Origin of the sequence: Pseudomonas alvandae (assembly GCF_019141525.1) — a bacterium.
Lineage (GTDB): Bacteria > Pseudomonadota > Gammaproteobacteria > Pseudomonadales > Pseudomonadaceae > Aquipseudomonas > Aquipseudomonas alvandae.
The window spans coordinates 3063389-3090263 of the sequence record NZ_CP077080.1 but is presented as its reverse complement, the minus strand read 5'-3'; the positions used below and the strand labels follow the sequence as shown (position 1 = coordinate 3090263).

The following is a 26875-nucleotide window of genomic DNA, read 5'->3' as shown; positions in this document are numbered from 1 at the left end:
ATCACGCCATGCTTTGTTCGCCAGAACCGTAGTCTGTCCGACAGGCTTCACCGGAACCGTTACTGAACTTGCTGCGATCATCAGCAAAAAAACGTTTCACCGATGAAACAATCCCGGAATTACCACCATCACCGCTTTGTAACAAAGTGCGACTAGGATCGGGAATGCCTCCTATTTCGCGAGTTTCCCACCATGACAACGCCTACCCTGGCTTCCAACCTGTCGGGCTCGGTCGCTTCCCCTTCGAGACCGCAGCTGGATCGCAAACCGAGCATGATGACCCTGGCGATTTTTTTCGCGGTGCTGGGCATCGGCCTTTTGTTCACTGCCTACAGCTTGATGCACGACATGAACGAGCTCGGCACCGTGGTGACCACGTGGACACCGTTCCTGCTGCTGGGTGTCGCGCTGCTGATCGCGCTGGGCTTTGAGTTCGTCAACGGTTTCCACGACACCGCCAACGCCGTGGCCACGGTTATCTATACCAACTCCATGGCCCCCAATTTCGCGGTGGCCTGGTCGGGTTTCTTCAATTTCCTTGGGGTGTTGCTGTCCAGTGGCGCGGTGGCTTTCGGCATCATCGCCTTGCTGCCGGTGGAGCTGATCCTGCAGGTCGGTTCCTCCGCCGGTTTCGCCATGATCTTCGCGTTGCTGATCGCCGCGATCCTCTGGAACCTCGGCACTTGGTGGCTGGGCCTGCCGGCCTCGTCTTCCCACACGCTGATTGGTTCGATCATCGGCGTCGGCGTCGCCAATGCGCTGATGCACGGTCGCGATGGCACCAGTGGGGTGGACTGGGCCCAGGCGACCAAGATCGGCTACGCGCTGCTTTTGTCACCGCTGGTAGGCTTCGGTTGCGCCGCGTTGCTGTTGCTGGCGCTGCGGGCTTTCGTCAAGAATCGCGCGCTGTACAAGGCACCTGAAGGCAACACACCGCCACCTTGGTGGATTCGCGGCCTGCTGATCCTGACGTGTACCGGCGTTTCGTTCGCCCACGGTTCCAACGATGGCCAGAAAGGCATGGGCCTGATCATGCTGATCCTGGTGGGTACTCTGCCAATGGCGTATGCGCTCAACCGCACGATGCCTGCCGACCAGGCACTTCAATTCGCCGCGGTGGCTGAAGTCACGCAACAAGCCCTGGTCAAGCATTCGCCCTCGCCGGCGCCGGCCGATCCGCGCCCTATCCTGTCCGCCTACGTCAGCAGCAAGCAGGCTACGCCCCAACTGGTGCCGGCCCTTGCCGCGATGACCGGCAGCATCGGTGCCGAGGTCAAAGGCTACGGCTCGCTGGCGAAGGTGCCCGTCGAAGCCGTGGGCAACGTGCGCAACGACATGTACCTGACCAGCGAAACCATTCGCCTGATGGACAAGAATAAGGTCGGCGACTTTGATGCCGACACGCGGGACAAACTGCAACTGTTCAAGCAGCAGATCGACAATTCGACGCGGTTCATTCCGCTATGGGTGAAGATCGCCGTGGCCATCGCCCTTGGCCTGGGCACCATGGTCGGCTGGAAACGCATCGTGGTGACGGTGGGAGAGAAAATCGGCAAGTCGCACCTCACCTACGCCCAAGGCGCCTCGGCTGAAACGGTCGCGATGCTGACCATTGGCGCTGCCGACGTGTTCGGCCTGCCGGTGTCCACCACCCATGTGCTTTCCTCGGGTGTGGCCGGTACGATGGTCGCCAACGGCGGTGGCCTGCAGATGCGCACGATCCGCAACCTGCTGATGGCCTGGGTGCTCACGCTGCCAGCCGCCATCCTGTTGTCCGGCAGCCTTTACTGGTTGTTCACCCAACTGTTCTGATCCGAATCCCGAAGGGAATGTTCGGGGCCCGGGTGTGTTTTCACCGAGCCCCGAACTTGTTTTCAGGCGACCAGATCGTTGGCGTTGAAGGTATTGACACCGACCAACTGGATTTCGAAGTCCGCGCCCAGATCATCGTTGACGTTGCCATAGAGCACATGATCAACGAAGCGCAACTGCCCCGCGCCAGTGAAATCACCTACATCGACAAAGCTGAACTTGTTGAACAGTGGCGTCAGCGCATTGGCATCCAGTTTCGACAGATCGATCTTGTCGCCTTGCAGGCGGCTGAAATCGAGGATGACGTCGCCCGCCCCGTCCTTGCCCAACTCACTCAACGAACTGAAAACGAAACGATCAGCTCCGACGCCGCCCGTCAGGGTGTCGGTCCCCACCCCGCCAATCAGGGTGTCGTTGCCAGCACCGCCATCGAGGCGATCGTTGCCTGCGCCACCGTTGAGCACGTTGGCGGCGGCATTGCCGATCAGCACGTTGTCCAGCGCGTTGCCGCTGCCGTTGATCGCGGCAACACCGGTCAGCGTGAGGTTTTCCAGGTTGCTGCCCAGGGTCCAGCTCACCGAGGAACGAACGCTGTCGATTTCGGAGGCCGAGGTGCTGGTTTCGCTGATGACGTCCTTGAGGTTGTCGACCACGTAGGTGTCGTTGCCAGTGCCACCGATGAGGGTGTCGATGCCGGCGCCGCCGTCGAGGGTATCCGCGCCGTCCATGCCATTGAGCACGTTCGCCGCGGCGTTGCCGATCAGGCTGTTATTTGATGCGTTGCCGGTGAGGTTGAGCGCGGCGACGCCGAGCAACACTGCATTCTCGACGTTGGCGGACAAGGTATGGCTGACCGCTGTCCGGACCAGGTCGATGCCTTCATCCGCAAGCTCTACGACGCTGTCACCCGCGTTGTCGAGGGTATACGTGTCGTTACCCGCGCCACCGACCAAGGTATCGCGCCCGGCGAGGCCGTCCAGCAGGTTGTTTCCGTCGTTGCCGGTCAGCACGTTGTTCAACGCGTTGCCGCTGCCGTTGAGGTTGGCGCTGCCGGTCAGCGTGAGGTTTTCCAGGTTGGCGCCCAGCACCCAGTTGACCGAGGCCCGTACGCTGTCGACTTCAGCGGCCAGGGTGCTGGTTTCGCTGACGACGTCCTTGAGGTTGTCGACCACGTAGGTGTCGTTGCCCGTGCCGCCGACCAGCGTGTCGATGCCGAGGCCACCGTCGAGGATGTTGGCGCCAGCGTTGCCGGTGATGCGGTTGTTCAGCGCGTTACCGGTAGCGTTGATGCTGCCGGCGCCGCTGAGTGTCAGGTTTTCGAGGTTGGCGCCCAGCGCATAGCTGATGGACGAAACGACACTGTCAATCTCAGTCAGCGCCGCGCCGCGCTCGATCACCGTGTCGCCGAGGTTGTCGACATAATAAGTGTCGTTGCCGGCGCCGCCGTCCAGAGTATCCGCGCCGCCCAGGCCGTTGAGCACGTTGGCGGCGGCGTTGCCGATCAGCACATTGTCCAGCGCGTTGCCGCTGCCGTTGATCGCGGCAACACCGGTCAGCGTGAGGTTTTCCAGGTTGCTGCCCAGGGTCCAGCTCACCGAGGAACGAACGCTGTCGATTTCGGAGGCCGAGGTGCTGGTTTCGCTGATGACGTCCTTGAGGTTGTCGACCACGTAGGTGTCGTTGCCAGTGCCACCGATGAGGGTGTCGATGCCGGCGCCGCCGTCGAGGGTATCCGCGCCGTCCATGCCATTGAGCACGTTCGCCGCGGCGTTGCCGATCAGGCTGTTATTTGATGCGTTGCCGGTGAGGTTGAGCGCGGCGACGCCGAGCAACACTGCATTCTCGACGTTGGCGGACAAGGTATGGCTGACCGCTGTCCGGACCAGGTCGATGCCTTCATCCGCAAGCTCTACGACGCTGTCACCCGCGTTGTCGAGGGTATACGTGTCGTTACCGGCGCCACCGACCAAGGTGTCGCGCCCGGCGAGGCCGTCCAGTAGGTTGTTGCCAGCGTTGCCGGTCAGCACGTTGTTCAACGCGTTACCGCTGCCGTTGAGGTTGGCGGTGCCGGTGAGCGTGAGGTTTTCCAGGTTGGCGCCCAGGCTCCAGGTCAAGGAGGCGCGCACGGTATCGATCTCGCTGGCGAGGGTGCTGGTTTCGCTGATCACATCCTTGAGGTTGTCGACCACGTAGGTGTCATTACCGGTGCCGCCGACCAGCGTGTCGATGCCGAGGCCACCGTCGAGGATGTTGGCGCCAGCGTTGCCGGTGATGCGGTTGTTCAGCGCGTTACCGGTAGCGTTGATGCTGCCGGCGCCGCTGAGTGTCAGGTTTTCGAGGTTGGCGCCCAGCGCATAGCTGATGGACGAAACAACGCTGTCAATCTCAGTCAGCGCCGCGCCGCGCTCGATCACCGTGTCGCCGAGGTTGTCGACGTAGTAAGTATCGTTGCCGGCACCACCGTCCAGGCTATCCGCGCCGCCCAGGCCGTTGAGCACGTTGGCGGCGGCGTTGCCGATCAGCACGTTGTCCAGCGCGTTGCCGCTGCCGTTGATCGCGGCAACACCGGTCAGCGTGAGGTTTTCCAGGTTGCTGCCCAGGGTCCAGCTCACCGAGGAACGAACGCTGTCGATTTCGGAGGCCGAGGTGCTGGTTTCGCTGATGACGTCCTTGAGGTTGTCGACCACGTAGGTGTCGTTGCCGGTGCCACCGATGAGAGTGTCGATACCGGCGCCACCGTCGAGGGTATCCGCACCGTCCATGCCATTGAGCACGTTCGCCGCGGCGTTGCCGATCAGGCTGTTATTTGATGCGTTGCCGGTGAGGTTGAGCGCGGCGACGCCGAGCAACACTGCATTCTCGACGTTGGCGGACAAGGTATGGCTGACCGCTGTCCGGACCAGGTCGATGCCTTCGTCCGCGAGTTCGACAACGCTGTCACCCGCGTTGTCGAGGGTATACGTGTCGTTACCGGCGCCACCGACCAAGGTGTCGCGCCCGGCGAGGCCGTCCAGTAGGTTGTTGCCAGCGTTGCCGGTTAGCACGTTGTTCAACGCGTTACCGCTGCCGTTGAGGTTGGCGGTGCCGGTGAGCGTGAGGTTTTCCAGGTTGGCGCCCAGGTTCCAGGTCAAGGAGGCGCGCACCGTATCGATTTCGCTGGCCAGGGTGCTGGTTTCGCTGATCACGTCCTTGAGGTTGTCGACCACGTAGGTGTCGTTGCCGGTGCCGCCGACCAGCGTGTCGATGCCGAGGCCACCGTCGAGGACGTTGGCGCCAGCGTTGCCGGTGATGCGGTTGTTCAGCGCGTTACCGGTAGCGTTGATGGCGCCGGCGCCATTGAGAGTCAGGTTTTCGAGGTTGGCACCCAGCACGTAGCTGATGGACGAAACAACGCTGTCAATCTCAGTCAGCGCCGCGCCGCGCTCGATCACCGTGTCGCCGAGGTTGTCGACGTAGTAAGTGTCGTTGCCGGCGCCACCGTCCAGGCTATCTGCGCCGCCCAGGCCGTTGAGCACGTTGGCGGCGGCATTGCCGATCAGCACGTTGTCCGATGTATTGCCGACGAGATTGAGGGCCGCGACACCAAGCAATTGCCCATTTTCAACGTTGGCTGACAAAGTGTAAGTGACCGCAGTGCGGACCAAGTCCAGGCCGCCGTCGACAAGCTCGACGACACCGTCATTCACGTTGTCGATCACATACGAGTCGTTCCCCGCACCCCCAACTAGCGTGTCCCGCCCAGCCCCGCCGTCAAGGACATTATTTCCGGCGTTACCGGTCAGCACGTTATTCAGGGCGTTGCCAAAGCCGCTGAGATTAGCGGTACCTGTAAGAGTGAGGTTTTCCAGATTGGCGCCCAGACTCCAATTCAACGAGGATTGCACCGTGTCTATTTCGCTGGCCAGGGTGCTTGTTTCGCTAATGATGTCCTTGAGATCGTCGACCACATAGGTATCGTTACCGGCGCCACCGGTCATGACATCCTTGCCACCGCGGCCATCCAGAAGGTTGCCGAGTGCGTTGCCAATCAGCGTGTCGTCATTGGCCGAGCCGACTGCATTTTCGATCTTGGCGCCGTAGGCAATAGCCAACCCTTCATTAAATGCAGCGCCCGTCTTGTAGTTCAAGAAAGTCTGCCCGATCTTGCTGAACTGACCTTCGTTCAAATTGATGCGGACCGCTCCAGCTTGATTGCTCGCATCAATGGTGTCATTGCCGCCTGCGTCCCAGATCGTCTCGAAAATCGATTGGCCAGTCGTCCAGCTATACGTGGTGTTACCGGTCTGCCACTGGTTGTTTGCGCCATACAAGCTCTGGATGGCTGCAATGTCTAATAGCATGGGCGTCGTAGGCTCATAGGAGTACGCGCTGTTGTAGCTCATGATGGTGTAGCGCACATCATCGAACTGGGCAGAAAGCACCGTCGGGTTCGACAGGCTTTTGGAGAATGGATGCTTGAGACCCAACGCGTGACCAATCTCATGCATGAACACCAGATAGTCGTATGAGCCTTCGTCGGGGGTAGGGTCGTTGGTGATCGGCCCCAGCCACACGTCTCCCGCACTGGGTGTCCGGCCGGGAAAATAGCCCCATGCTGCGGTGTCATCGTCCATCCAGAGATAGCCGCCAAACCGCAGGTCACCTACCTCTGTAGCGGACTCGGTGACTTGAGTGAAATGGATATTTGCAACCGCTCCCCAAGTTCCGATCGAGCTGACAATGCCATCCTGCTGCGCCGTTGTTACGGCGTATCCCCGCTTGTATTCGTTTTCGCTGCTGTAGTTACTCGCAAAGTAGGACTCTGCTGTCATGAAGCTGTACGTCAACGACGTGCCCGTCGTCGCACTTCCGGTCCAGTAAGTGCCAACCAACAAGCTATTGACCTGCACGTTAGTGGTCAATTTCGCAGACGAAACGGAGGAGTAACCAAGGGGACTGGGCATACAAGCTTCCTATGAGCGATCTGCGGCCCTTCCCGGATGCGGCCGCTACAAGTCGTTAATATTGCCTGAAAAATGGCGCCAATAATATTACTTGGCCATCATTTTTTCTACCGCACATCCGATGAACCGGGGGTAGCCAGCCAGTCGTTGGCCTTGCGTATATCACCCTCCCCCAACCTGCCACTCCAACGATGCAGGACAAGCAGGCTGGTCACGAAGCGGTACTGCGACTGATAGAAATCACGCCGCGCGCGAAACTCCTCCTTGATGCTGTCCAGTACGTCCACGGCATTCTTGACGCCATAGGAAAAGGCCTTCTCCGTGGCGAGTCGCGACTTCTCGGCCGATTCGAGCGCGCGATGCGTCGCCTTGATACGGCTTAGCTCGGCGGTCATGCCCAGGTAGGCCGTGCGAGTCTCCTTGATGACTTGGCGCCGTAACGCCTCGAGTTCTTGTTGCGCGGCCTCCTTGTCGCTCTCGGAAGTCGACACCCGGGCGCGGGTGGTGCCGCCACTGTAGAGCGGCATCTGCAAGTCCAGGGACGCGACGAGATTGTCCGAGCGAGGCGCCAGCGCACCTTCGTAGCCGATGTCGCTGCGTTGCGCCATCAGGTTCAGGCCCAGCTTGGGCAGATGGCCGGCCTTGGCTTCTCCGATGGCGGCTTCGGCGGCGCGAATGCTGTGTTCGCGAGCGTGCAGCGCCGGGTTGCTGTCCAGCGCAGTCTGCACCCAGTAATCCTGCGCTTGGGCCGGCAGACTGAACGCCGGACTCTCGGCGATGCGCTTGAACGGCTCCCGAACCTCGCGCCCCACCAATTCGGAGATGGCTTCGCGGCTGACCTCGACCTTGTTGACGGCTTCGATCTCGTCAGCCTTGAGCGCATCCACACGCGCCTCGAGGTCCAGCGTGTCGGTCACCATTGCCATCTGCCGCGCATACAGGGCGTTGACGCGCTTGAGATTGCGTTCGGTCGCGTCCAGCTCGCTACGCACCAGGGCCAATTCGTCCTCGGCGGCAAGCACGGCAAAATACCGCTCGGACAGGTCAATGCTGGCCTGCACTCGCGTGTCATCGGACTCAAATTCGCTCTGGCGCGCCAGCTCCACGTAGCGCTGGTAACTGCGCCAGACCTGCGGGTCGTAGATGACCTGGTTGAGCATCACCGCCATGCGCTTGCCGTTGTACTGGATACGGCTCAGCTCATCGTCGCGCCGGCTGCGGTTGACGCTGCCGCTGGCGTTGAGCTGCGGCAACAATTGACCGAAGGCCGCACGCTCGTTGCCTTCGCCACTGCGAGTCAAGGCCTGCGCCCGCAGGACACGCGGATCGGCGCCCTGCGCCTCTTGATGCAACTGCCAGAGATCGACATAGGTAGACGCCTGCCCATTGTCCGCAAGGGCGCCAAACGACAGGGCGACCAACCACAGCGCGACCAGAGATTTCATATCAATCCTCGATCAACGAACGGGCAAATGCATTGCTGGCCGGCTGCATCAGGTATTCCAGCAACGTCCGCGACCCCGTATTGATCAACACCTCGACGGGCATTCCGGGCACCAGGGTAAGACCGCCCAATGCCTGTCTCCCCTTATCGGTCAAGACCACGCGTGCCAGGTAATACGGGGTTGCGGTGTCCTTGTTGACCAAGCGGTCGGCAGATACCTGTACCAGCTGGCCCTCAATGACCGGCGTGGTACTGCTTTTGAACGCACTGAAGCGGATGCCAGCCAGCTTGCCCGGCGCAATGCGGTCAATGTCCATCGGTGAAACCTGGGCCTCGACGATCAGCTCCTCGTTGGCCGGGACAATGTCGAGCAGCGCAGTCCCCGGGCTGACCACCGCGCCCAGGGTATGCACGGTCAAGCCCATGACCTTTCCGGATTCGGGCGCGACGATATCAGTACGCTGGTCGCGATCCTGCAGGGTGGCCAACCGTTCGCGGAGCTCGTAGACCTTGGTCCGGGCATCGCCCAGCAAACCCGCGACTTCACTGGCAAAGGTCTTTTTCAGCTGCAAGATCTTCAACTGCGCTTCGTCGGCCTGGACCCTGGCCCGCGCGCTGGCAGATTGGCTTTCCGCAATTTCGGCCTGCAGCCGGGCCAGGCTGCGCTCCTGCTCGCGCAAACGCTGCTTGTCCACGTAGCCTTCGGACAACAACGCGCGTAGATCGACGATCTCTTCCTGATAGGAAGCCGCGAGCATTTGCTTGCTGGCGACGACGGCTCTATAGCCACGAATCTGTTCCTCGATTTGCCCGATGGACTTCTCCTGCAGGGCGATTTCCCCGAGCAAGGAGGTCCGCCGGGTCTGGAAGATCCGTGCTTCGCTGTCGCGCGCCTCACGTACGCGAGCATCAGCGAGGTCCAGGGCGGGGACGGGCAGCGGCTCGGACAAGCCATCACGCTCGGCCACCAGTCGGGCTTCAAGTTCGAGCGCTGCGATCAACTGGCTGCGCATCGCTTCCATTTCAGAGCGCGCCTGGGTGTTGTCGAGCACCAGCAGCACATCACCGACCTTCACCAGGTCGCCGTCATGCACGCGCAGCTCGCGCACGATGCCCCCTTCCAGGTGCTGCACGGTCTTGCGGTAGCTCTTGACGGTGACCACGCCCGGCGCCAGCGCCGCGCTGTCAAGCGGCGCCAGGGTGGCCCAGCCGCCAAACAGGCCGAATGTCACCAGCAACATGAGATAGCCAATGCGCCGTATCGGTTTGTCGTCAATGGAAAACCCGGTGACAGGGGCGGATGATGGCTTGATTTGTTGCATCGAATGGCTCATCCGCTTCCTACGATTCAATGGCGGCGGCCGGGTGCGCCGCGGGCGTGGCAGCCTGCAGTCGCGCCAGGACCTTGTCGCGCGGTCCGAACAGGCTCAGTTCGCCCTGATTGAGGACCAGCAGTTTGTCGACCTGCGCCAGCACGCCGGACCGATGAGTGATGACAAACACCGTGGCGCGGCTCTGCCTGAGTTTTTGCAGCGCCTCGGCGAGCATCTTTTCGCCCGCATCGTCCAGGTTGGAGTTCGGTTCATCGAGCAATACGAGGCGCGGTTCGCCGTACAGCGCGCGGGCCAGGCCGATGCGTTGGCGCTGGCCGCCGGACAGGCCACCGCCATTGGCGCCGATCAAGGTGTCGTAGCCATCAGGCAATTGCAGAACCAGTTCATGCACCCCGGCCATGCGCGCGGCAGCGACCACGGCTGGTGCGTCCACCGGACCGAAGCGTGAAATGTTCTGGCTGATGGTGCCTTCGAACAACTCGATGTCCTGCGGCAGGTAACCGATGTAGGGGCCAAGTTCGTCCCGCCGCCATTGGCTGATGTCCGCACCGTCCAGGCGCACCGTACCCGCCAGGCTTGGCCAGATGCCGAGCAATGCCCTGGCCAGCGTCGACTTGCCCGCGCCGCTCGGACCAATGATGCCCACCACGGAACCTGCCGGCACCTCGAACGTCAGGCTCCGGATAATCGGTTTGCGCTGGTTGGGCGCGCCAACCGAAAGGCCTTCCACCCGGATCGCGCCCTCGGGTGCCGGCAAGGACATGCGCTCAGGTTCGGCGGCGATCGTTGCCAGCAATTGGTGCAGCCTTGCATATTGCGATCGTGCGCCCAGGAAGCCTTTCCAGACGCCAATCAATTGATCGATGGGCGCCAGGGCTCGCCCCAGCAGAATGGAGCCGGCGATCATCAGCCCAGACGAAATCTCGTGATTGATCGTCAGGTACGCACCCAAGCCCAGCACCAGCGACTGGACGACCTGGCGGAACGTCCTGGAGACGGTCGCGACCGTCGTGGCGCGGTCACTGGCAAGGCTCTGCAGGGAAAGAACGGTGTGGGTCTGCTCGCTCCAGCGCTGACGCAAGCTGGCAAGCATGCCCATGGATTCAACCACCTCGGCGTTGCGCAAGCTCTTGTTGGTGAAAGCGGTAGCCGCCATCTGCTCGCGGTTGGCCGCATGCAGCGGTGCCTGGGTGAGTTTTTCATTGACGTAGGCCAGCGTACCCAACAGCACCGCGCTCAACAGCCCCATCCAGCCGTACCAGGGATGGAACATGAACATGACGGCCAGGTAGATCGGAATCCAGGGCGTGTCGAAAAACGCAAAGAGGCCGTTGCCGGTCAGGAACTGGCGCAACGCGTTCAAATCGCTCAGGGGCTGGGCCGTGGCGTTCATGCCGCAGCTTGTCAGCGCCTGCTTGAAACTCGCGTCGAACAGGCGCTGGCCCAGCAACGTATCCAGGCGCGTGCTGATCCGCACCATGATCCGCGACCGAACCCACTCCAGTCCGCCCATCGTGGTCAACAGGAGCAACATGATCAGCGTCAACATCAACAAGGTCGACAGGCTGGCGCTGGCGACCGCACGGTCATAGACCTGCAGCATGTAGAACGAGGGAACCAGCATCAGCAGGTTGACGAAAAAACTGAAGAAGGCAACGGAAAGAAAGCTGCTTTTGCACGCGGCAAGGGCATCCTCCAACTCGGTCCTGGAGTGGGCTGGCATGGTTCATTCCCTGAGGTCCGATTAGGGTCAAACCTGGAAAAAATCTAAAGGGCACAGGCGCGCAAACGCCTGGAATATCTTTTCTTGGACACTACTGCAGTGCCCGCACAATCGGATCTACCGCGCTGTATCGGCACATCCTTGCGGTTCTTAAGGAGGAATTTCAAAGGCGCCTCTCTGGCCTGCGGTTTGCTGGAAGCTCACAAGCTCCTGCTTGCGGCACCAGGCTGATGTCGACACGTCGATTGGCGATTCGCCCGGCCTCGGTATCGTTTCCTGCGATGGGTTGATGGGCGGCAAAGCCCTGCACGGCAAAACAATCGGCGGGAATGCTGCCCACGCTCTGCATCCAGTCACGTACCGCAGACGCCCGGGCATGGGAGAGCCGGAGATTCTGCTCCGATGAACCTGTGGCATCGGTATGCCCGGCAATGATGATCAACCAGCCTGGCTGGGCCTTGATGTCGACCAGGGCCTTGACGAGGACAGAGGTCGAGCTGGGCTTGAGCTTCGCGCTGCCGGCGTCGAACAGCGACAGGCTGTCGAGCTGTACCGGATCGGGCCAGACGACATCCGCCTGCGTGCCTTGCCGCCACCCGGCAACGCCGGCGGCGATGGCAAGCAGCAACGCCGCGGTGCACAGCCATGGCAATAACCGTCGTTTGCCGCTTGTCGCATCGGGCGGCGGCACGAGCACGATCGGCATCATCAATGCCGGTTCCGCCACCCGGACGGGGAGCAATGCCGTTTCGGTGCCGAAGTCGCTCCGTTCCAAGCGCTGGATGAGGTGCGTGACCTGCAGTCGCAGGGCCTGCAGCGTGGTCAACGGTACGGGCGCCTGGCAGGGCAACCGTTCACTGAGGTCGGTAAGCGCATTATCCAACTCAAGCAATGCGCGCAGGTTGTTGGTCGACAGCGCCCAGCTGCGCAGCAGCGTTTGCAGTTGGGCAAACAACCACCCGAGCATCTCCAGGCGAACGGAGACCGACGCCGGCCAAAGACTGGACCATTGGCCACAGAGAGTCTTGAGCAGTCTCATGCCTTCGACCATGCCATCCAAACCGTGACGCTGCCCCCGCGCCAGCGCATAAAAGCTCACGGTCTGCAGTTCTGCCCCGTTCAATTGCAGTAGCACGAGGCACAACTGCTCCACTTTCTGCCAATCCACATCGGGACAGGCGCCATGGCCCAGCTTCGCCAACTCACCCCGCAGGGCGACGAACTCAGCATAACCGCGCGGATCGCCGCCGAGTCGAACATGCACCTCGAACAACGCGCTCATCGCCCGCCCCTTGGGTGATCCATTCCAGGCGTCGAAAAGTAGTTCTGCCGCGTCAGGTGGCGCACAAGGACTTTGCCCTCCGGCCCCACAGTGGTCCCGAAACTCACCCGCCGCCCGCCTTTCAACTGCACGTCCAGCGCACATTCCAAATGCCCCGGCAGCACCTGGGGCAACAGTTCGATGGCGAGCTCCGCCAACCGTGGTTCGTATTTGAGCAAGGTGTCGGTCATGGTCTTCATCAAGGTATGCGCCGTTGCTGGCAACCCCTGCAAAACCGTGCCCATATCCGGCAGTCCGTAGTCCGGCAGGTGACTGAGTGCACCCGCCCGGCAATTGAGGATGCGTTTTAGGTTGTCCAGGACCGACAGCGTGTGCTGGTCCTGCTCGCTGACGCGATGCACATCCAGTTCTCCGTCGAAGTTTTGCAGCAACATTTCGTAGAGCGAGGGGTTGGGCTCGGTCATGGCTTATTCCTTCGCCAAGGGACGCAAGGTCAGTTGGTTGTCTCCCATCTCGATGAGCCGTGCCCGATCCGGGTCCAGGTCATCGCGTGTCAGCAGCAGGCGCCAGGTGTCGGGTTGAGCATCGGGATTGCGAAACAAGCCCACCAGCGCGACTACTCTCGCCTGCGGATTCATCGGCACGCTCAACTGTGCCCCTGCTCCGGGTTTCACCACCACGGCTCGCCTGTCCAGCAATGCGCCGTCGAGCAGCCGCTCGTCACCCCTCACCAGCCCCTCGTAAGTCGCCCGGTCCAGCGCTTTGCCATCGCGCAATTGGTACACGCGGACCAGGGTTGGCAACGACAGCGCATTCATGTCCGCAACGTCGGTGTTGAGGGCCGTGCGCGCGTTGAAGTCCAGGTGCAGGGTCTTCACTTGCTTATGGAAAATCGTCTCGGCGGCGGACGCAGTGCCTTGTGTGACGGTCTGGGTCAACCCACACCCGCCCAGTGCAGTGGCGATCACTGCCAGTATCGATAGATTAAAAAGGGTACGAGACATGCTGTGTTTCCCTGTTCCGAGAATGGATCGAGAGGCCTTGATAACGGCCCAGATTGATCGTGAGGGTTTCGTGTTCTTTCGCCCGCCAGGTGTCTGTGCCCAAGCCCAGCACACCGGTCATGCCCAATCGAATCCGGCGATTGCCCAGGACCGGGGTCGGCAGGCTGCTCAGCGCGACCGTCAATTGCAGCGTCGCGCTGCAACGCCATCCCAGGTACACCCGCAGCAGTACCAGCAAGTCGCTGTGCAGCGCTCCGCCAGGCAACCAGTCGTTGGCCTCCTTCGCGTCATCGGTGCAAAGCATCAGGTGCAACTGGCTGTTGACATCCCGCCCGACACTGCCCAGCGGCGTGCCTTCGGACAGTGTCACCGGACGGGACGGGCAAAGGCTGGCCGGATGCGCCAAAGGAATTTTCTGCGGCCAGTGCGGGCTGACTCGCGCCTGGGTCTTGCTCGCCAGCAGCTTGACCAACGCCTCGATGCCTTCGGCGTTGCGGGTCGGTAGGCGCATGACGCCGAGCAACGCAAGGAAACGCGAAATGGGCGTCGCGACGCGTCGCGTGCTTCCGGGAATGCCCAGCCCGATCAGGCCCAGCATGCATTGCGACGTCGCATCGGTGCCGCCTGCTGCGAACGTGGCCGGGTAGGAATACTTGCGCCAGATCCGGTAGAACTGGGTAAATATCCGGTGATTGAAAATGTCGAGGAAGGCCTCCAGCGCCTCATGCCCTTCCCGGCGTTGGGCGATGTCATCGAGGAACGCCGTCGGCAACGGCGAGTCGACGCCGTATAACCCCAGCACACGAGTGCGTACGGTCGCCGGACGCCCCGGATTCTCCGGATCGAGTTCGATCGCTTTCAGCTCGCCGGCTGGGAAGCCCATGCCGGGATCGGGCCGAAAACGCACCGGGTCGTCCGTCGGACGCGCGGTGCTGCCCAGCAGAGGATTTCCGGGCAGCGCTTGTTCCAGCAACTGGCAAAAACGGTACAGGCTGGCCTCGGCCACCCGCTCCTGCACTGTGCTCAGCAAACCGCCGGTGTTCAACCGGGAATACGCTGGCTGTGATTCTCGCTCCATCGCAGGCACGCTCCAGTAGGTTGAAGGACCAGCGTGAGCTGGGTGTAAAGATGGACGTCCGCGTAGAGCGCAAAGAAGCGGTTGAGCATTTCGCCGAACAGACTGATATCGCCCTCCCCCGCGAATCCGTTGGTGTCCAGGGTGATTTCGATATCCACCCCACGCAGCAGGAAGCCCTTTTCGAAGCGCTGGACCAGGTGATGACTTACCTCGACGATCGCCGCCAGCCGACGCCGGTTCAGCTCGCTGCCCGTCCAGTCGTACAACGCCAACGTCCCGCGCAACACCTCGGCACTGTCGAGCATCGGCAGGAAATTCGAGCCCAGGTGGCTGAGGATGCGCCAATGAAAACGGTCGCGATTTGGCGGATAGCAGGGCAACGTCGGGGCACACAGGTTGCGCACCCGCAGGCCGAACTGGGTGAGCTGCACCGCCGTATCGAGCACCGTGCTCTGCAACGCTTTGCGCGGCAGTTGGCCGTGGGTGCCGGTCAGTCGCAGCGACAAGCGTTTATCGGGCCGCAGCAGCCGATCCTCGTCGAAACCTTCGCCACCGAGGATCAACCAGGTGTCGTGCAAGCCATTGGCGGCGCGCTTCAAGCGAGTATGGAAATAACGTTCCGGCGCTTCGTCACGCAGCATGCCGCCCTTGTGGCGAAAGCTGCTGAACGGCACGTAGTCCAGGCGCTGTTCTTCCTTTGAGGCGGTGACCTCGTCCACCGAATAGATTTCCAGATGGCCGTCCTGCAAGCGCATCGGGCGCAGCAGGTAATCGGTTTGCAAAGGGTCCAGCTCCAGCGGATCGGCCTCCAGCACAAACAGATTGATCACCGGCACCGCGTGCAGGCGGATGTGTTCGGCGCTCAGGTCAAAAGCATGGGGCCAGGGTTCACGCAGTACCACTTCGAGGTCGAACCAGAGCGCGTTGGGTTCAATCGCCAACTGATCCAACCCGCAGAGCGTGACGAACATGAATTTTTCCCGGAACGTGAAATATTCCAGCAGCAACTGATAACCACTGAAGGCGCTGTCGCCCTTGGGCCACAGCCGATCCTCGTCGGCAAAGCCCTTGGCCGCGAAGTAACCATCCAAAGGCGTGCGGCCAGGCTGCTCCGCGACGCGCACGTACATAGCCTGCCGGTTCAAGGTCAGGGCCTGGTGCAGCGCGCTGGCCAGCGGTGCATCGGCATTCAAGTACAACGGCAGGCGACTCAGGTCGATCTCTGCCCAGGGAACGGATTCGCTGCGGGCAAAGCGCAAGCGCAGCAGCGAGCGACCATCCGGTTCGTGGTCACGCGCCACCGACGCCAACGCCAGCGGCTGCAACGTCACGTCTTGCGTGGTGGTATAGCGGCAGCAGGTGCGCTGCGGCCCGATGGGTTGCGAGAGGATCTCGAACCCCCGGGCGATCCGTTCGCTGCGTTTGATCTGGGCAAGATCGGGCACCAGCTCGATGATCGACAGCGACGGAATGGTCCGCAAATAATGCGGCCACAACAGGCTCACCAGGCCTTCGGTCAGCTCCGGCAGATCATCGTCGAGCTTTTCCCGCAGGCGCCCCATCAGGAACGCAAAGCCCTCGAACAGTCGCTCCACATAGGGGTCCTGCGCCCCCGGCTTGTCCAGGTTGAGAAGCGCCGCACGGTCCGGGAACGCCTCGGCGAATTCCTTGCCGGCCTCGCGCAGGTAGCGCATTTCGGCGTCGAAATAGCGCAGTGTCAGATTGTCCATGTTCATAAAGCATCCTGATCAATGAGGGTCAGCCGCACAGCACGGCGGCACGTACCGGATCGATGGCTACGAGCGCCGCCAGCAAGGTTTCCATGCGTCGAGCCAGGGCGGGTTTGTCGGTGTCATTGCGTTGGGCTTTGAGGCGCAGCAGCTTGAGCAGACGAGCCTTGACTTCGAAATACAGCTCGGGCTCCCACCCGCGCAGATCGTGGTGTTGAACGGCGGCGTCCAGCTCCCCCAGCAGGTGGATGGCCAGATCGGTCTTGCCGAACTGTTCGGCGACCCGCGCCATCAGCAGACGCAACAGCCAACGTTGCCGCCCACCCTGAATGTCCGGACGCGCCGCCAGCCAGGCCAGTGCGGGCTCGACCCCTTCCCTGTCGGCCTGCGCCAAGGCTTCACCCTCCCACGACAAGATGTCGGCATCGCCGATGCCATGCGTCGACGATGGAGCCGGCAGCCATTGCCCAGGGCCATTGCCGCTGATGTGTTGGGCGATCCATTCACGGGTGGCCTCATCAGCGAAGGACGTGCCGTCACTCCAGCGCAGCAGCTCGATCCCCGGCAACCGCTCGAGGAACATGCCCAAGTCACGCTGAACGACGTCCGCCCAACCATCCTGTGGCGCGGGTTGTTTACTCAAGGCCTGGTACGCGTACCACTGCAAGTCCAACCAGAAATGGTTCACGCCCTCGGCATAGATCCGCTCGACCTGATCAAGCAACTGCCGCCAAGCCTGCTGCAGGTACAAACGCTTGAGCTGCGCCCGATAATCCGCCCTCGGCGGCGTCAGCCGGGTATTGCCGTCGGCGTCCTCGGGCGGCGCCTGATGCACCGTGTCCCAACGCAGGCTTTTCATCAGTCGATGGCCTGCCAGCCAGCCGTGGGGTTGATCGCGCAAATAACCGGCCAAGGCCCGGCCATGGTCCAACAGATCCCGACCGGACTTGATCGCTGGAACGGTCGGCGTGCCTGCCTGGGCACTTGCTTCCTGGCTGGCCGCATTCTGCGGCACCACCGCCTCCACGCCGCCGGATTGAGCCAGGCGGGCAGACAGCGCGGCATGCAGCGCGCCAAGGCAAGGACGTTGATCTTCCGGCCAAGCCTCCAGCCCCTGCTCCAGCCAGGCCAACGCGGCGGCAGTGCGCTCGGCCTCGGCCTTGACCACCTCCGGGTACAGCGACAGGGTGTCCAGCACCTTTGCGCCGGCCAGCCATTGCAGCGCCACCTTGCGACTGGTGGCGCGCGCCGGTAGTACGCTGTCAGCGAACCGCTCCACCAAAGCCGCCAGCAGGCACAGACCGTCGGCCAGCCCCGCCTCACCGTCCCGGTGCAAGCGCGCCCACACGTAATAGGTGACCACGCGCAGATCCTTGCAGGTCCGGGTCAGCAGCTTCTCAGCCAACTGGGCTACTCGCTCGGCATCGGCACCGGACAACTTGTCGACCTCTTCGCGCATGCGCTGGAAGTCATCGTCATAGCCAGGGTCGTCGCCGACGGGTGACGCCTCGCTGATCGGTTGCAACCAGGGCTGCCAACGTGCGGCCTGTTCACGGGCAACGGCCACCGCGTCGCGCTTTCCGAGGCAACGGGTGATCAAGCTTTGCAGGCTCATTCGAAAACCTCTTTGCGCGCATGGGACGCCTCTGCCCCGCCGTCAGCGAGGAATATCCGCCCCGGCAACTTGAACCCGCGCAACTTCAGCAGCGTCATCGGCCCGGCATCGAGTTCGGTGCGCAGGTGCCAGGTCAGGCCCAGGCCATCGGGGGCCTTGAGCACCATGCGGTAGCGGCTGTCGCCATCGTCCAGCGGCGTGAACTTGGCCTGTTCCAGCAAGCGGATCAGCCCCCAGGTGCCGGCGTAGTCGGCGAACAATCGCTCGCCGGTGTGCACGCTGGTCCAGGTCAGGCTGACCCCGGGATAGTCGCTGCGCCCCGGCCAGCCGAAGCGCTGCCAGCGTTCCTTCTGGTTGAAGTATTCGTGTTTTTCACCGTTGAGGATGAAGGTGGTCTGCACCACATCGCGCACGCCTTTGCCGCTCAGCTCGAAACTCAGGCCCAGGCCGCCGTCGGTGAAGAGCACGTCGGCCAGGTCGCCGAGTTGGTTGATTGCCGTCAGGAACTGCGGATTGACCCGCAAGCCGCGACCATGACGCGGATCGGCCACCCAGCGGTTGCCTTCCTTGCGCAGCACGCCGCTCAACTGGCTGTGCAGGAAGCGCTCGATGCGCCCCGTGTCGGCGCGGATCATCTGCCCCAGCATCGGCAGCGAAGCATCGCTGGCCGTCGCGGCGAACGGATAGCGCCCGGCGAAGGCCGCGTTCCAGTGCTCGACGATCGAGCGCTGCCACTGGCTGTTGAGGCCCGCCGTCGACGGTTGCAGCACCCGCTGCCAGGCCTGTTCCAGCGGCTGGACGAACAGCGTCTCGCCAACGCCGGCCCATTGCGCGCCGAGGCTGGCGGCCATCAATCGGCCGTAGGACTGGGTGTCGGTCAGGTCGATGCCGCGGCCCTGGAACACCGTCTGCGCCAGCGCCTGGGTCATTTCCATGGGGTCGGTGGCGGTGCTGATCTGTTGCAGCTTCAGGCGCACGCGGGTCACTTGGGTGAGGTAGGCCTGGAGGCTCAGATGGTCGCTGGCGTTTCGGTCTTCGGCGCCCTTGCCCAGCAGCGTCAACAACGGTCCGAAGGTGGCGTCCAGCGGTCCACCGGGCAGATCCACGAATTGATCGATCACCGGCGCCTTGTCCGGCCCGATCAGCTTGTGCGCGGACTTCATCAGCGAGTCGCCCAAGGCCGGGGCGCGGCTGCCGGCCTGGCCTTGATAGGCCAGGGTATTGATCAACGCGATCAGCGGCGACTGACGCACGTCGCTCATCAGCGTCAGTTGCTCGATCACCCCGTCCAGGTTTTTCGGTTGGCGGGCGCGCAGGCTGTTGAGAAACCCGAGCCAGGCGCTGGCGTAGTCCTGGAAATAGCGTTCGGTCAGGCGCGTCTTCAGCTCGTCCGGCGTCAACCGGGGATCGACCTCGCCGGGTCTGTCGCTGAGCACCCAATCGATTTCCTCACGCCGCGCCTGGGCGATTTCGTCGATGGCCTGGCGCACCTGACCCTCCCAGGCCTGGCGCGTGAACACCCCCGGCACGCTGGCCTTGCTGGAAAACAGCCCGGCGGCCTCGGTGTCGCCGACCATCTGCGCCAGGCCCAGGGCCGAATAATGCTGGCCGACGTCATCCAGCACCTGTTGATACAGGCTGGCCTCGGCGTTGCGCTGGCCCAACTGATCGAGCAAGGCCTGGCGCACCTGCGCCACCAACCGAGGGTCGGCCTCGATGCGCCAGTCCGGGTGCGCGGCCAACTGCTCGGCGTAGAACTGCCAGAAGCCGGGCGCCAGCGTTCGCCAGAGCGCGGGGGCAACCTCTTCCCGGGTGGGTTCGACATGGGCGAGCGTCTTGACCAGAAGGTCTACCTCGGTTTTTTCCGGGCGCGCCATCATCAGGTACGCCTTGAGCTGATCGTAGGCAACCGCCGAGCGCTCGACGCGCTCGGCACTGCCCGGCGCCAACTTGACCAACGCCTCCAGTTGCTCGCGCAAGCGCGCCGCCGCCGGGTCGCGCACCAGGCGATTATTGGCCTCGACGTAACGCGGCCAGAGCATTTCAAGCAGGACGGGATTGCGGTTCAAGCCAAAGCGCAGATGCCATGGCGCACCGGCCACGGCACGGTGATCCAGGCGCGCCAGCACGTGGACCAGCTCGTTGAAGGCGAGCAATTGCTCATCGGCCCGCGACGACGCGTCCAGCCCCGCCAACACCGCTTTCACCTGAACGATCTGCGCCCGATTGCCAACAAAGGACAGCGCCATTCCCACGCCCCACACCACGGCCAACCCCAGGCACAACGCATAAACGACCCGCGGCGCCCCCCAGCCCAGCCGCGCGCCGACCGCCTTGTCGCGCTGCACGCCCTGCCACACCGGATCCGGCCACCAGAAATGCTCGCCGTCAGCGCTCCGGATCTCGCGCAGCGGCTGGCTGAACCACAGCCCACGCAGCCTCACCCCCGGATTGAACCCACTCAACGACGGCGCCAGCGCCTGACGCCAACGGGCGATGCCATCGGCCTGCAAATCCCGCGACAAGCGCAGCAGGAAATCGTGGTGTAGCTGCTTCTTGAGCTTCATCTGCACGATGCCCTGGTGACGCAAAGGCTCGATCAACTCCTGTAGGCATTCTTCCAGCATCGCTGGGGTGACCTTCGCCGGCAGCAGACAACCCACCGGCTGACGCTCGCGCCCCTCCTGGGACCAGGTGCTTTCGCACACCTGCCAGAGATGCAACGGCACCTGCCGCCGCATTCGACGGGCCAGCCCCTGCAAATGGCGCATGCCCTTGGCCAGCGGCACTGCATCGGCGATCTGCTCTGGGGTCAGTGCCCAGACGACCCCGTCCAATGGGCGCCATCGGCGGAGGTTGAGCCATGGTTCGAGCACAGGATTTTCCAGACTCTCTTGGAGGCTGCCGCCCCACAACAGTACGGTGCGCTGGCCTTCGAGCCACTTCTTATCCGCCAGCTGCGGTGCGATGGCGGTGATCTCGGTGGGTTCGCCGACGATGAGCAGGAGACGGACTTTGTGGCGCCAGAGGGGGCCGTATTGGTGGCGGAGGGTTTCGCGGAGTTCCAAGTATTCGGAACCTGATCGGGGTGGCAGCACCAAACGCGCATCCGCGTCAGGGCGTGCTTTTCCCGCCAGTTCGTGCTCACGGTGGAACTGCCGCTTGAGATAGATCAACAAAAGAGGTGCCAGATACCCCATCACAGCCATGGTCATGGTGAATAACAAAGCCAACAACTTCTGGGCATCTTCCACCAAGCCCACCCGTTCGCCGTACGACCAGATAACCCATCCCAAGAGCGCCGTCAGCGCGATGAGCCATACCGCCGCACCCGCACGGCGCCATAAGTTACTGAAGGTGTTCATGCGATCTCTCCGGTCGTCACAGTGCTGATCCAATGCCCTGATTTATCTTCGGCCAAGAGCAGCAAAGGGCATTGTTGATGCCTGGACATCTCCACGCCCAGCGCTGCCGTCAGCCAATGACTGAATGGCCCTGTCACCCCACACAGGCGCTCCTGGACCCACTGCTGCCCTACTTCGAGCGAAGCGTCTAGAGCACCGCCGGCGGCGAAGGCTTGGCCCATCAATGATTGCCAGTCGGCGCTATCGGCCAATAAGCCGGTCGCTTGGCGAGCGTTGGTTTGGGTTTGCAGGAATATCGATAATTCGTGGGGCAAGTGCTTGATATCCAGCGGCATGGGGCGCAACAAACCACCGATTACCGGCAGCTCCCACGCGAGCGCCGACTTATCCGGGCACAACAGCAAGGCAGCCAAGCCGTCCGAGTACGCCGATTCGCCTTGTAGTTGCAGCACCAGGATCAACTCAACGGCGGTACTGCCTGTCCTCAGCGTCTCGTCGATCCACCGGTATGACAATTCAGCTGATACGGTGACCGACTCTGGCGGCGGCAACCCCATGTCGGTGGCCCAGATTTGATGCCACATGTCGCGCAACACGGCGTATTCCTCGGGCTCGACATCGCTTAGCAGAGTGACCCGCAACGGTTGTGTTGCCGGCAAAACGCGTATGACCGGCTCCAGGGCCGACAACAGCAATGACAGTCCGGCGGGCGCGCGTTTTGGCTGCTGCGGGAGCTCGGTAACGCGCCGAGCCTGTCCCGTTCGAGGCGGCAGGTTGATTCCGTCTTGAACGACCACGCTGGCGGAGACGCGATCTGGCAACAGCACACAGCTGGCCTGCACCGCCAGATAGCGATGCGCCCAATCCTGCCAAGCGTGTTGCGCATCTTGCGCCTCCGCTTGCAGGAACTGGTGATGACTCAGCGCGCCACCATAGGCATAGGCGCGAGCGCTGAACATCAATGCCCAAGCCAGCAACGGCGAACCGGAAAATGCCCAGATATTCAGTTCCTGTAATACCGGCATGTGGCCGGCGGTATGCAACAAGAACAACAAAACAGACACCAGCACTGCCGCGCCTGCCGCCAATACCCAGCGACCCAGCACGATAGGCGCCGGGGCCTCCACCACTTCGGGTGCCTGACGATCCCAACCCATGGCTCAGCCCACCGCGCAATCAGAAGCGCTGGAAATCAACTGGCAACCACACTCGCTGCGGCAACCGTTGACCACCATTTCGCGACCATTCTCGGACCATTCCCCGCAGCCTTCGACGATGGGATTGACCCCATGCCCCGGTATCGGACAGCGGACCTTATCGCCGACCAGCGCTACAGGTCTGCCTCTGATAATCATCGTGGAAGAGGCCGAGATGACTTCTCCGTTGTGAGTGGTTTTATCACCCAGCAAAACAAATCCCTGTGACATGTTCAGAACTCCTGTTCTTAAGGTTGGTTAATGACTGTTAGGTTTGCTTCAAGCAGAACGGGAACAAGTGGCTTCATTCTTTGTTCTCCGCAGCCAGGCGAATGGCTTGGAGCTTCTGAAACTTCGAGTCCAAGCGACCATCGGCCCAGACACTTCCATCGGGGAAGGTGAATGCAATGTAGTTGCCCTCTTTTTTCTCCTTGGGCTCAGTTGAATGCAGCATGAAGTCGGTGTGCAGGATGGGTTCGAAATATATTTTCTGAGCTTGCAGTGCCTGATATTTAAGATATAAATGCCCCTCACCTAATAGGCTAATGTGTTTTTTATATCCCCCCAGAAATGCCTCGCTCACCCATGGGTAATAATTTTTTTGTATCGTTAAGTCTCCATCTATTTTGAAGTCAGCTCCTCCTCGTGGGGAGTTGTTGTGGTCGAGGATCACCACAACTCCACCGCCTCCTCCAGGAATTACGTTTTCACCAAAGCGAGCGGGATCGGCATAAGCAACACCGAAGGTGACATTGGCCAGGTGCCATTGGCATGCACCGCCCCCATCTTTGGGTAGCTCCACTTGATAAATATCACTCTGCCCCTGGCGTTCGAACTCTTTATAAACGGAGTTATGGCCATCCCGTTCGGTACGTTGGCCGCTAGCGCCATAGCTGATGCGCTTACAAGTGGCCGAGCGATACATCACCCACATGGTTTCGGTTTTCAGCTCCTTGGGCAGTTTTACCGTTACCGTCACTTTTTCGCTGTCCGCCGGTGGTGCCAGGCTGTAGTCCTTGGCGCAGCCGCTGAGACTGATGACCATTGCCACTATGGCGATGGGTATTTCCTTGATCATGATCCACTCCTTGGTCGTGTCGACGGACTCAGCCCCAGGTTTTCGTAAAGTAGGTATTCGGGTTGGCCACGGCATCGAAGCGTTGTAGCGCCTCGATACCGCCCTCGACGTCCCGTGTGGTACCCAAAGCCTGGGGCAGCAAACCCTGCAAACCCAGGAAGACCCGGTTACGGTCCCGCTCGTGTTCATGGATGTGGCTGAAATGCTCGTGCATCTGCTGCTCAAAGCGTTGTCGCTCAAGCTGCTCCTTCATCAAGGGCTCCCGCTCGGGGTTGATCGACTCCAGCAGATGGTTGTGCAGGTAGGGTTGATACTCGGACATGAAATGGTTGCCGAGGCCACTCAGTCGGCCCTTCTTGGGGTTGCCCTGGGGTGGGAAATATCGGGCCCGATCACCTGGGCGCAGCGTGCCGATCAGGCCTTCTTGCGCTTGCTTGGCCTGTTGGTCATCCTCAGGACTCAGGCTGGGTACGAGGTAGAACTTGGCCTTTTCATGCAGGGGACGAGCGATGGTGGTGTAGTAAGGCGCGCCGAGCCCATCCTTGTTGCGATAGGCCGGGTATTGCGAGCCACGTTCCTGCACGTGTTGTTCGGCTCTGAAGAACATGGCGATTTCGCCGTGGTGACAAAAAGGATCGCCATGCTTAAACACCGTGCTGGCTGTTAGCTGAAGCAACGACCAGGTAAATCCCAGGGTGGTGCCCAACGGGCCGTACAAGTCGTACAGGTAATTATCCAGCGCCGCTTCGGGCGGTGCGCTGGGGATGGTGTCGGTGTCGTTGACGTGCCGGAAGTGTTGCAACTCGCCTAGGCCCTGCACAGCCTTGAGAGTGAAGGTGCGCGGCATGCCGTAGGTGTACAGCACTGGATTGCGCGCTTTCAGCGAAGCGGCATGAATCAGACCGAGGGCGCCACCAAGGCTATGGCCGCAAATGAAGAGCTTCCTGTCGAAGGCCTCTCCAGGAATCGTCTTGCCCAAATCATCGGCATAAATCCTTCTTGCAACCTCATAAGCATCCCGAAAGCCCAAATGCACGCTGCCTTCCGGCGTCAGGTCCGCACAGGGCACCTTGGGTTCGCAGTTGGCCGCAACTTCTGGCTGGACCGGTCGAAAGGTCACGTCTGTCGCCAGGTCGGTAAAGGGGTAGGCCATCTCTGTGCCGCGCCAAGCCACCAACACCTGGGACGCACTGATGGCGTAGAACAATTGTGTATCTCCTTCCGGCGGCTCTGCTTTGCTGGTGTCCAACGGTTCGGCCGTTGTATAGCGCTCATCAAAAGGCACATCACTGACCAGACAAGGCCAATTCTGACCCCCGTCCCATATCCTCGGCGTACGTGAAAGGTCCAGGCATTGCTGGTCGAAAAATTCCTTGACGGAACCCCGGTCCTGCTCCGGCCATGTGCTGTACGACAAGATGCTCATCAGCCCCAGGTTGTAGGCGTTGGCAAGGCTGTAATCGGGCTGGTGGTGCAGCACCAGCGACCAGGCCCGGAATGGACAGACCTCCAGCACATGACGGCGGTCCAGTTGTTCATCGTCGACCTTAAAACCACTGAACGTCCGGTCCGGGAAATGAAAGGCTGGCGGTTGACTGGCGTCGGTCAATGGCGGGGACAGATCGGGCAGTTGATCGCACAACTGGCCGATACGCAGGTAGTGGTAGCCATGCCCGGCTTCAATGGCCTGTCGTTCGATTGGAGAAAAACCCGAACGCTGCGGGCTGTACAGCGGAGTACGGTCGCCAATTACAGGCCTGGGCGGCTCAGGCCGTTCGGCGCGCAAACGACGGGTTTGCAATTGCCCGGCCAGCGAATTGGCCTCCAGCAACAAGGTGATGGCCAATGGGTGCAAACCCTCGATACGGATCACCCCATCGGCATCGCTGACGCCGGCGTATTCGGGAACATAGGCCGTGCGCGTGGCCTCGTTCTGCGCACGGAAGGGCATATTCGCCAAGGGTTCACCTTGTTCGTCCAGCAGTTGGAATTCGATCCAGTGCTGTTTCTGTTTGCCCACGGTAATGACTTTGAATGGATTAAGCGTATCCGTACGGTGCCGGGTATCATTCATATCGATCGCTCCTTAATGATTAATGTGTCCTTACGTAGCGAATGGGTCTCCGCCCACCGCAGATAAAACCATGTCGCTATTCGCAAACTAGCCAACCAAAGCAGTTCATTTGCTCACAGAAATAAAGCCATCCCTGTAAAAATGAACGGAGCCAACTTTCAATACCTCAGAGAACAACAACAAAACAATCAGCGCTTCAGCATAAATTACATCGCCAAAACTCACGACCAAGGGGAGAAATACTAAGGATGGCATCGCCAGCAGGATTCTAAGCGGCGCTTGCACATAGACGACATATCGCACCGAATCACTTCCCAGAAAAAATAAAAGCAAGGAAAAAATGATCGACACGTTCAGCGCTAGATATGACATAAAAAGCACTGCAGAAACCAAGCCGTGCTCCTCACCCAACAAAACAAAGGCGCGCAGATCGCTAAAAAAAGGAATATCCCCTTGAGAAATACTCAGATAGCAGAACCCGCCTAAATACAGCAATTCCATCCCGCCCCAGAAAATATAAAGCCATTTTGCTTTCATAGTTCTTGTTATCCATCCTATAACCCTGGCCAAAATCGGCCACTTGAAGGCAGTCGCACCTGAATTCCAGCGAGCGCGAATATTGATACATCTTATTGAAGACCGCTGAATCATCGACACTCCGCAAATTGGCAAAGGCTATTTATCATTAGCGCCCTGACTAGCGTGGCGGCGTGGAACCAGCTCGCCATACTCAATGGTTCGATCGTACTGAAGATATTCCAGGGTTCCATCCGCAGCCCTACCGATGGAAAAAATAACCGCATACGTATCTCTTGGACGGTAAGCGTCACTCAATCGAAAGATATAGACCCTATTAATCTCAAATTTCAAAGGCCGAGCTTTTACTTTCAAGTCGTCACTCTCATAGCCATCTGGAACAGTACCAAAAACAACGCAGTCCCCGGGATGCAGTACTGTCGGCTGAGCACCCTCTCTTAGTGCGATCCCCCAAGATGCGGGATTTCTGACGCCCCCCTCGGATAGGGATACCCATCCCAACCTGAATACTGGACTTTCCTTGTTTGGCAAACAGATGGCCGGCTTGTTGTCAATCGTAGCAATATCGGCATTAGCCTTGCGCCCAAATGATGTCGCGTTAGCCGAAGCACCAAGCGCCAGAGAAACACCAAACAGATAAAATACTGCGTACTTCATACG

The 26875-nt window shown here is 61.0% G+C and carries 18 protein-coding genes; 1 reads left to right on the top strand and 17 read right to left on the bottom strand.

Annotation, left to right across the window (positions count from 1 at the left end; genetic code table 11):
- Nucleotides 1–192: 192 nt before the first annotated feature.
- On the top strand, nt 193–1812 hold the full coding sequence (locus tag KSS97_RS13785) for an inorganic phosphate transporter (RefSeq protein ID WP_030138690.1): 1620 nt from the start codon (nt 193–195) through the stop codon (nt 1810–1812).
- Between the two features lie 62 nt (nt 1813–1874).
- On the opposite strand, the gene KSS97_RS13780 is transcribed toward KSS97_RS13785, so the two are convergent.
- From KSS97_RS13780 to KSS97_RS13700, 17 genes are all read right to left on the bottom strand, one after another.
- On the bottom strand, nt 1875–6755 hold the full coding sequence (locus KSS97_RS13780; protein WP_217861904.1) for a M10 family metallopeptidase C-terminal domain-containing protein: 4881 nt from the start codon (nt 6753–6755) through the stop codon (nt 1875–1877).
- A gap of 107 nt (nt 6756–6862) precedes the next feature.
- Nucleotides 6863–8200: a TolC family protein gene (locus tag KSS97_RS13775; RefSeq protein WP_217861903.1), complete on the bottom strand. Its 1338-nt coding sequence runs from the start codon at nt 8198–8200 to the stop codon at nt 6863–6865.
- A 1-nt stretch (nt 8201) separates the two neighbouring features.
- Nucleotides 8202–9521, bottom strand: a complete 1320-nt coding sequence (locus KSS97_RS13770) for an HlyD family type I secretion periplasmic adaptor subunit (RefSeq protein WP_225936107.1) — start codon at nt 9519–9521, stop codon at nt 8202–8204.
- A 19-nt stretch (nt 9522–9540) separates the two neighbouring features.
- Nucleotides 9541–11256, bottom strand: coding sequence for a type I secretion system permease/ATPase (locus tag KSS97_RS13765; RefSeq protein ID WP_030138686.1), 1716 nt, complete (start codon nt 11254–11256; stop codon nt 9541–9543).
- Nucleotides 11257–11419: 163 nt separating this feature from the next.
- Nucleotides 11420–12538, bottom strand: a complete 1119-nt coding sequence (locus KSS97_RS13760; protein WP_217861901.1) for an OmpA family protein — start codon at nt 12536–12538, stop codon at nt 11420–11422.
- Nucleotides 12535–13002, bottom strand: a complete 468-nt coding sequence (gene tssE, locus KSS97_RS13755) for a type VI secretion system baseplate subunit TssE (protein WP_217861900.1) — start codon at nt 13000–13002, stop codon at nt 12535–12537. Before tssE ends, KSS97_RS13760 begins: the two co-directional genes overlap by 4 nt.
- Nucleotides 13003–13005: 3 nt before the next feature.
- Nucleotides 13006–13542, bottom strand: a complete 537-nt coding sequence (gene tssJ / locus KSS97_RS13750; protein ID WP_217861899.1) for a type VI secretion system lipoprotein TssJ — start codon at nt 13540–13542, stop codon at nt 13006–13008.
- Entirely contained in the window at nt 13523–14620 is a 1098-nt protein-coding gene (gene tssG / locus KSS97_RS13745; RefSeq protein ID WP_217861898.1) for a type VI secretion system baseplate subunit TssG, read from the bottom strand. Before tssG ends, tssJ begins: the two co-directional genes overlap by 20 nt.
- Nucleotides 14584–16356 carry a type VI secretion system baseplate subunit TssF gene (gene tssF, locus KSS97_RS13740; protein WP_217861897.1) on the bottom strand — a complete coding sequence of 591 codons (1773 nt, stop codon included), beginning with the start codon at nt 16354–16356 and terminating at the stop codon, nt 14584–14586. The genes tssG and tssF overlap by 37 nt, the downstream gene beginning before the upstream one ends.
- A gap of 22 nt (nt 16357–16378) precedes the next feature.
- Nucleotides 16379–17965, bottom strand: coding sequence for a type VI secretion system protein TssA (gene tssA, locus KSS97_RS13735; RefSeq protein WP_217861896.1), 1587 nt, complete (start codon nt 17963–17965; stop codon nt 16379–16381).
- Nucleotides 17962–21330 carry an ImcF-related family protein gene (locus KSS97_RS13730; RefSeq protein ID WP_217861895.1) on the bottom strand — a complete coding sequence of 1123 codons (3369 nt, stop codon included), beginning with the start codon at nt 21328–21330 and terminating at the stop codon, nt 17962–17964. The genes tssA and KSS97_RS13730 overlap by 4 nt, the downstream gene beginning before the upstream one ends.
- Nucleotides 21327–22487 carry a KPHS_23130 family T6SS system protein gene (locus KSS97_RS13725; RefSeq protein ID WP_225936106.1) on the bottom strand — a complete coding sequence of 387 codons (1161 nt, stop codon included), beginning with the start codon at nt 22485–22487 and terminating at the stop codon, nt 21327–21329. Before KSS97_RS13725 ends, KSS97_RS13730 begins: the two co-directional genes overlap by 4 nt.
- A gap of 3 nt (nt 22488–22490) precedes the next feature.
- A complete protein-coding gene (locus tag KSS97_RS13720) occupies nt 22491–22757 on the bottom strand; it encodes a PAAR domain-containing protein (RefSeq protein ID WP_030142757.1) in 267 nt (88 codons plus the stop codon).
- Nucleotides 22758–22830: 73 nt separating this feature from the next.
- On the bottom strand, nt 22831–23604 hold the full coding sequence (locus tag KSS97_RS13715; RefSeq protein ID WP_217861894.1) for a hypothetical protein: 774 nt from the start codon (nt 23602–23604) through the stop codon (nt 22831–22833).
- A 28-nt stretch (nt 23605–23632) separates the two neighbouring features.
- A complete protein-coding gene (locus tag KSS97_RS13710) occupies nt 23633–25678 on the bottom strand; it encodes a lipase family protein (RefSeq protein WP_217861893.1) in 2046 nt (681 codons plus the stop codon).
- Nucleotides 25679–25783: 105 nt separating this feature from the next.
- Nucleotides 25784–26329, bottom strand: coding sequence for a hypothetical protein (locus KSS97_RS13705; protein ID WP_217861892.1), 546 nt, complete (start codon nt 26327–26329; stop codon nt 25784–25786).
- Nucleotides 26330–26353: 24 nt separating this feature from the next.
- On the bottom strand, nt 26354–26872 hold the full coding sequence (locus KSS97_RS13700; RefSeq protein ID WP_217861891.1) for a hypothetical protein: 519 nt from the start codon (nt 26870–26872) through the stop codon (nt 26354–26356).
- Nucleotides 26873–26875 lie beyond the last annotated feature (3 nt).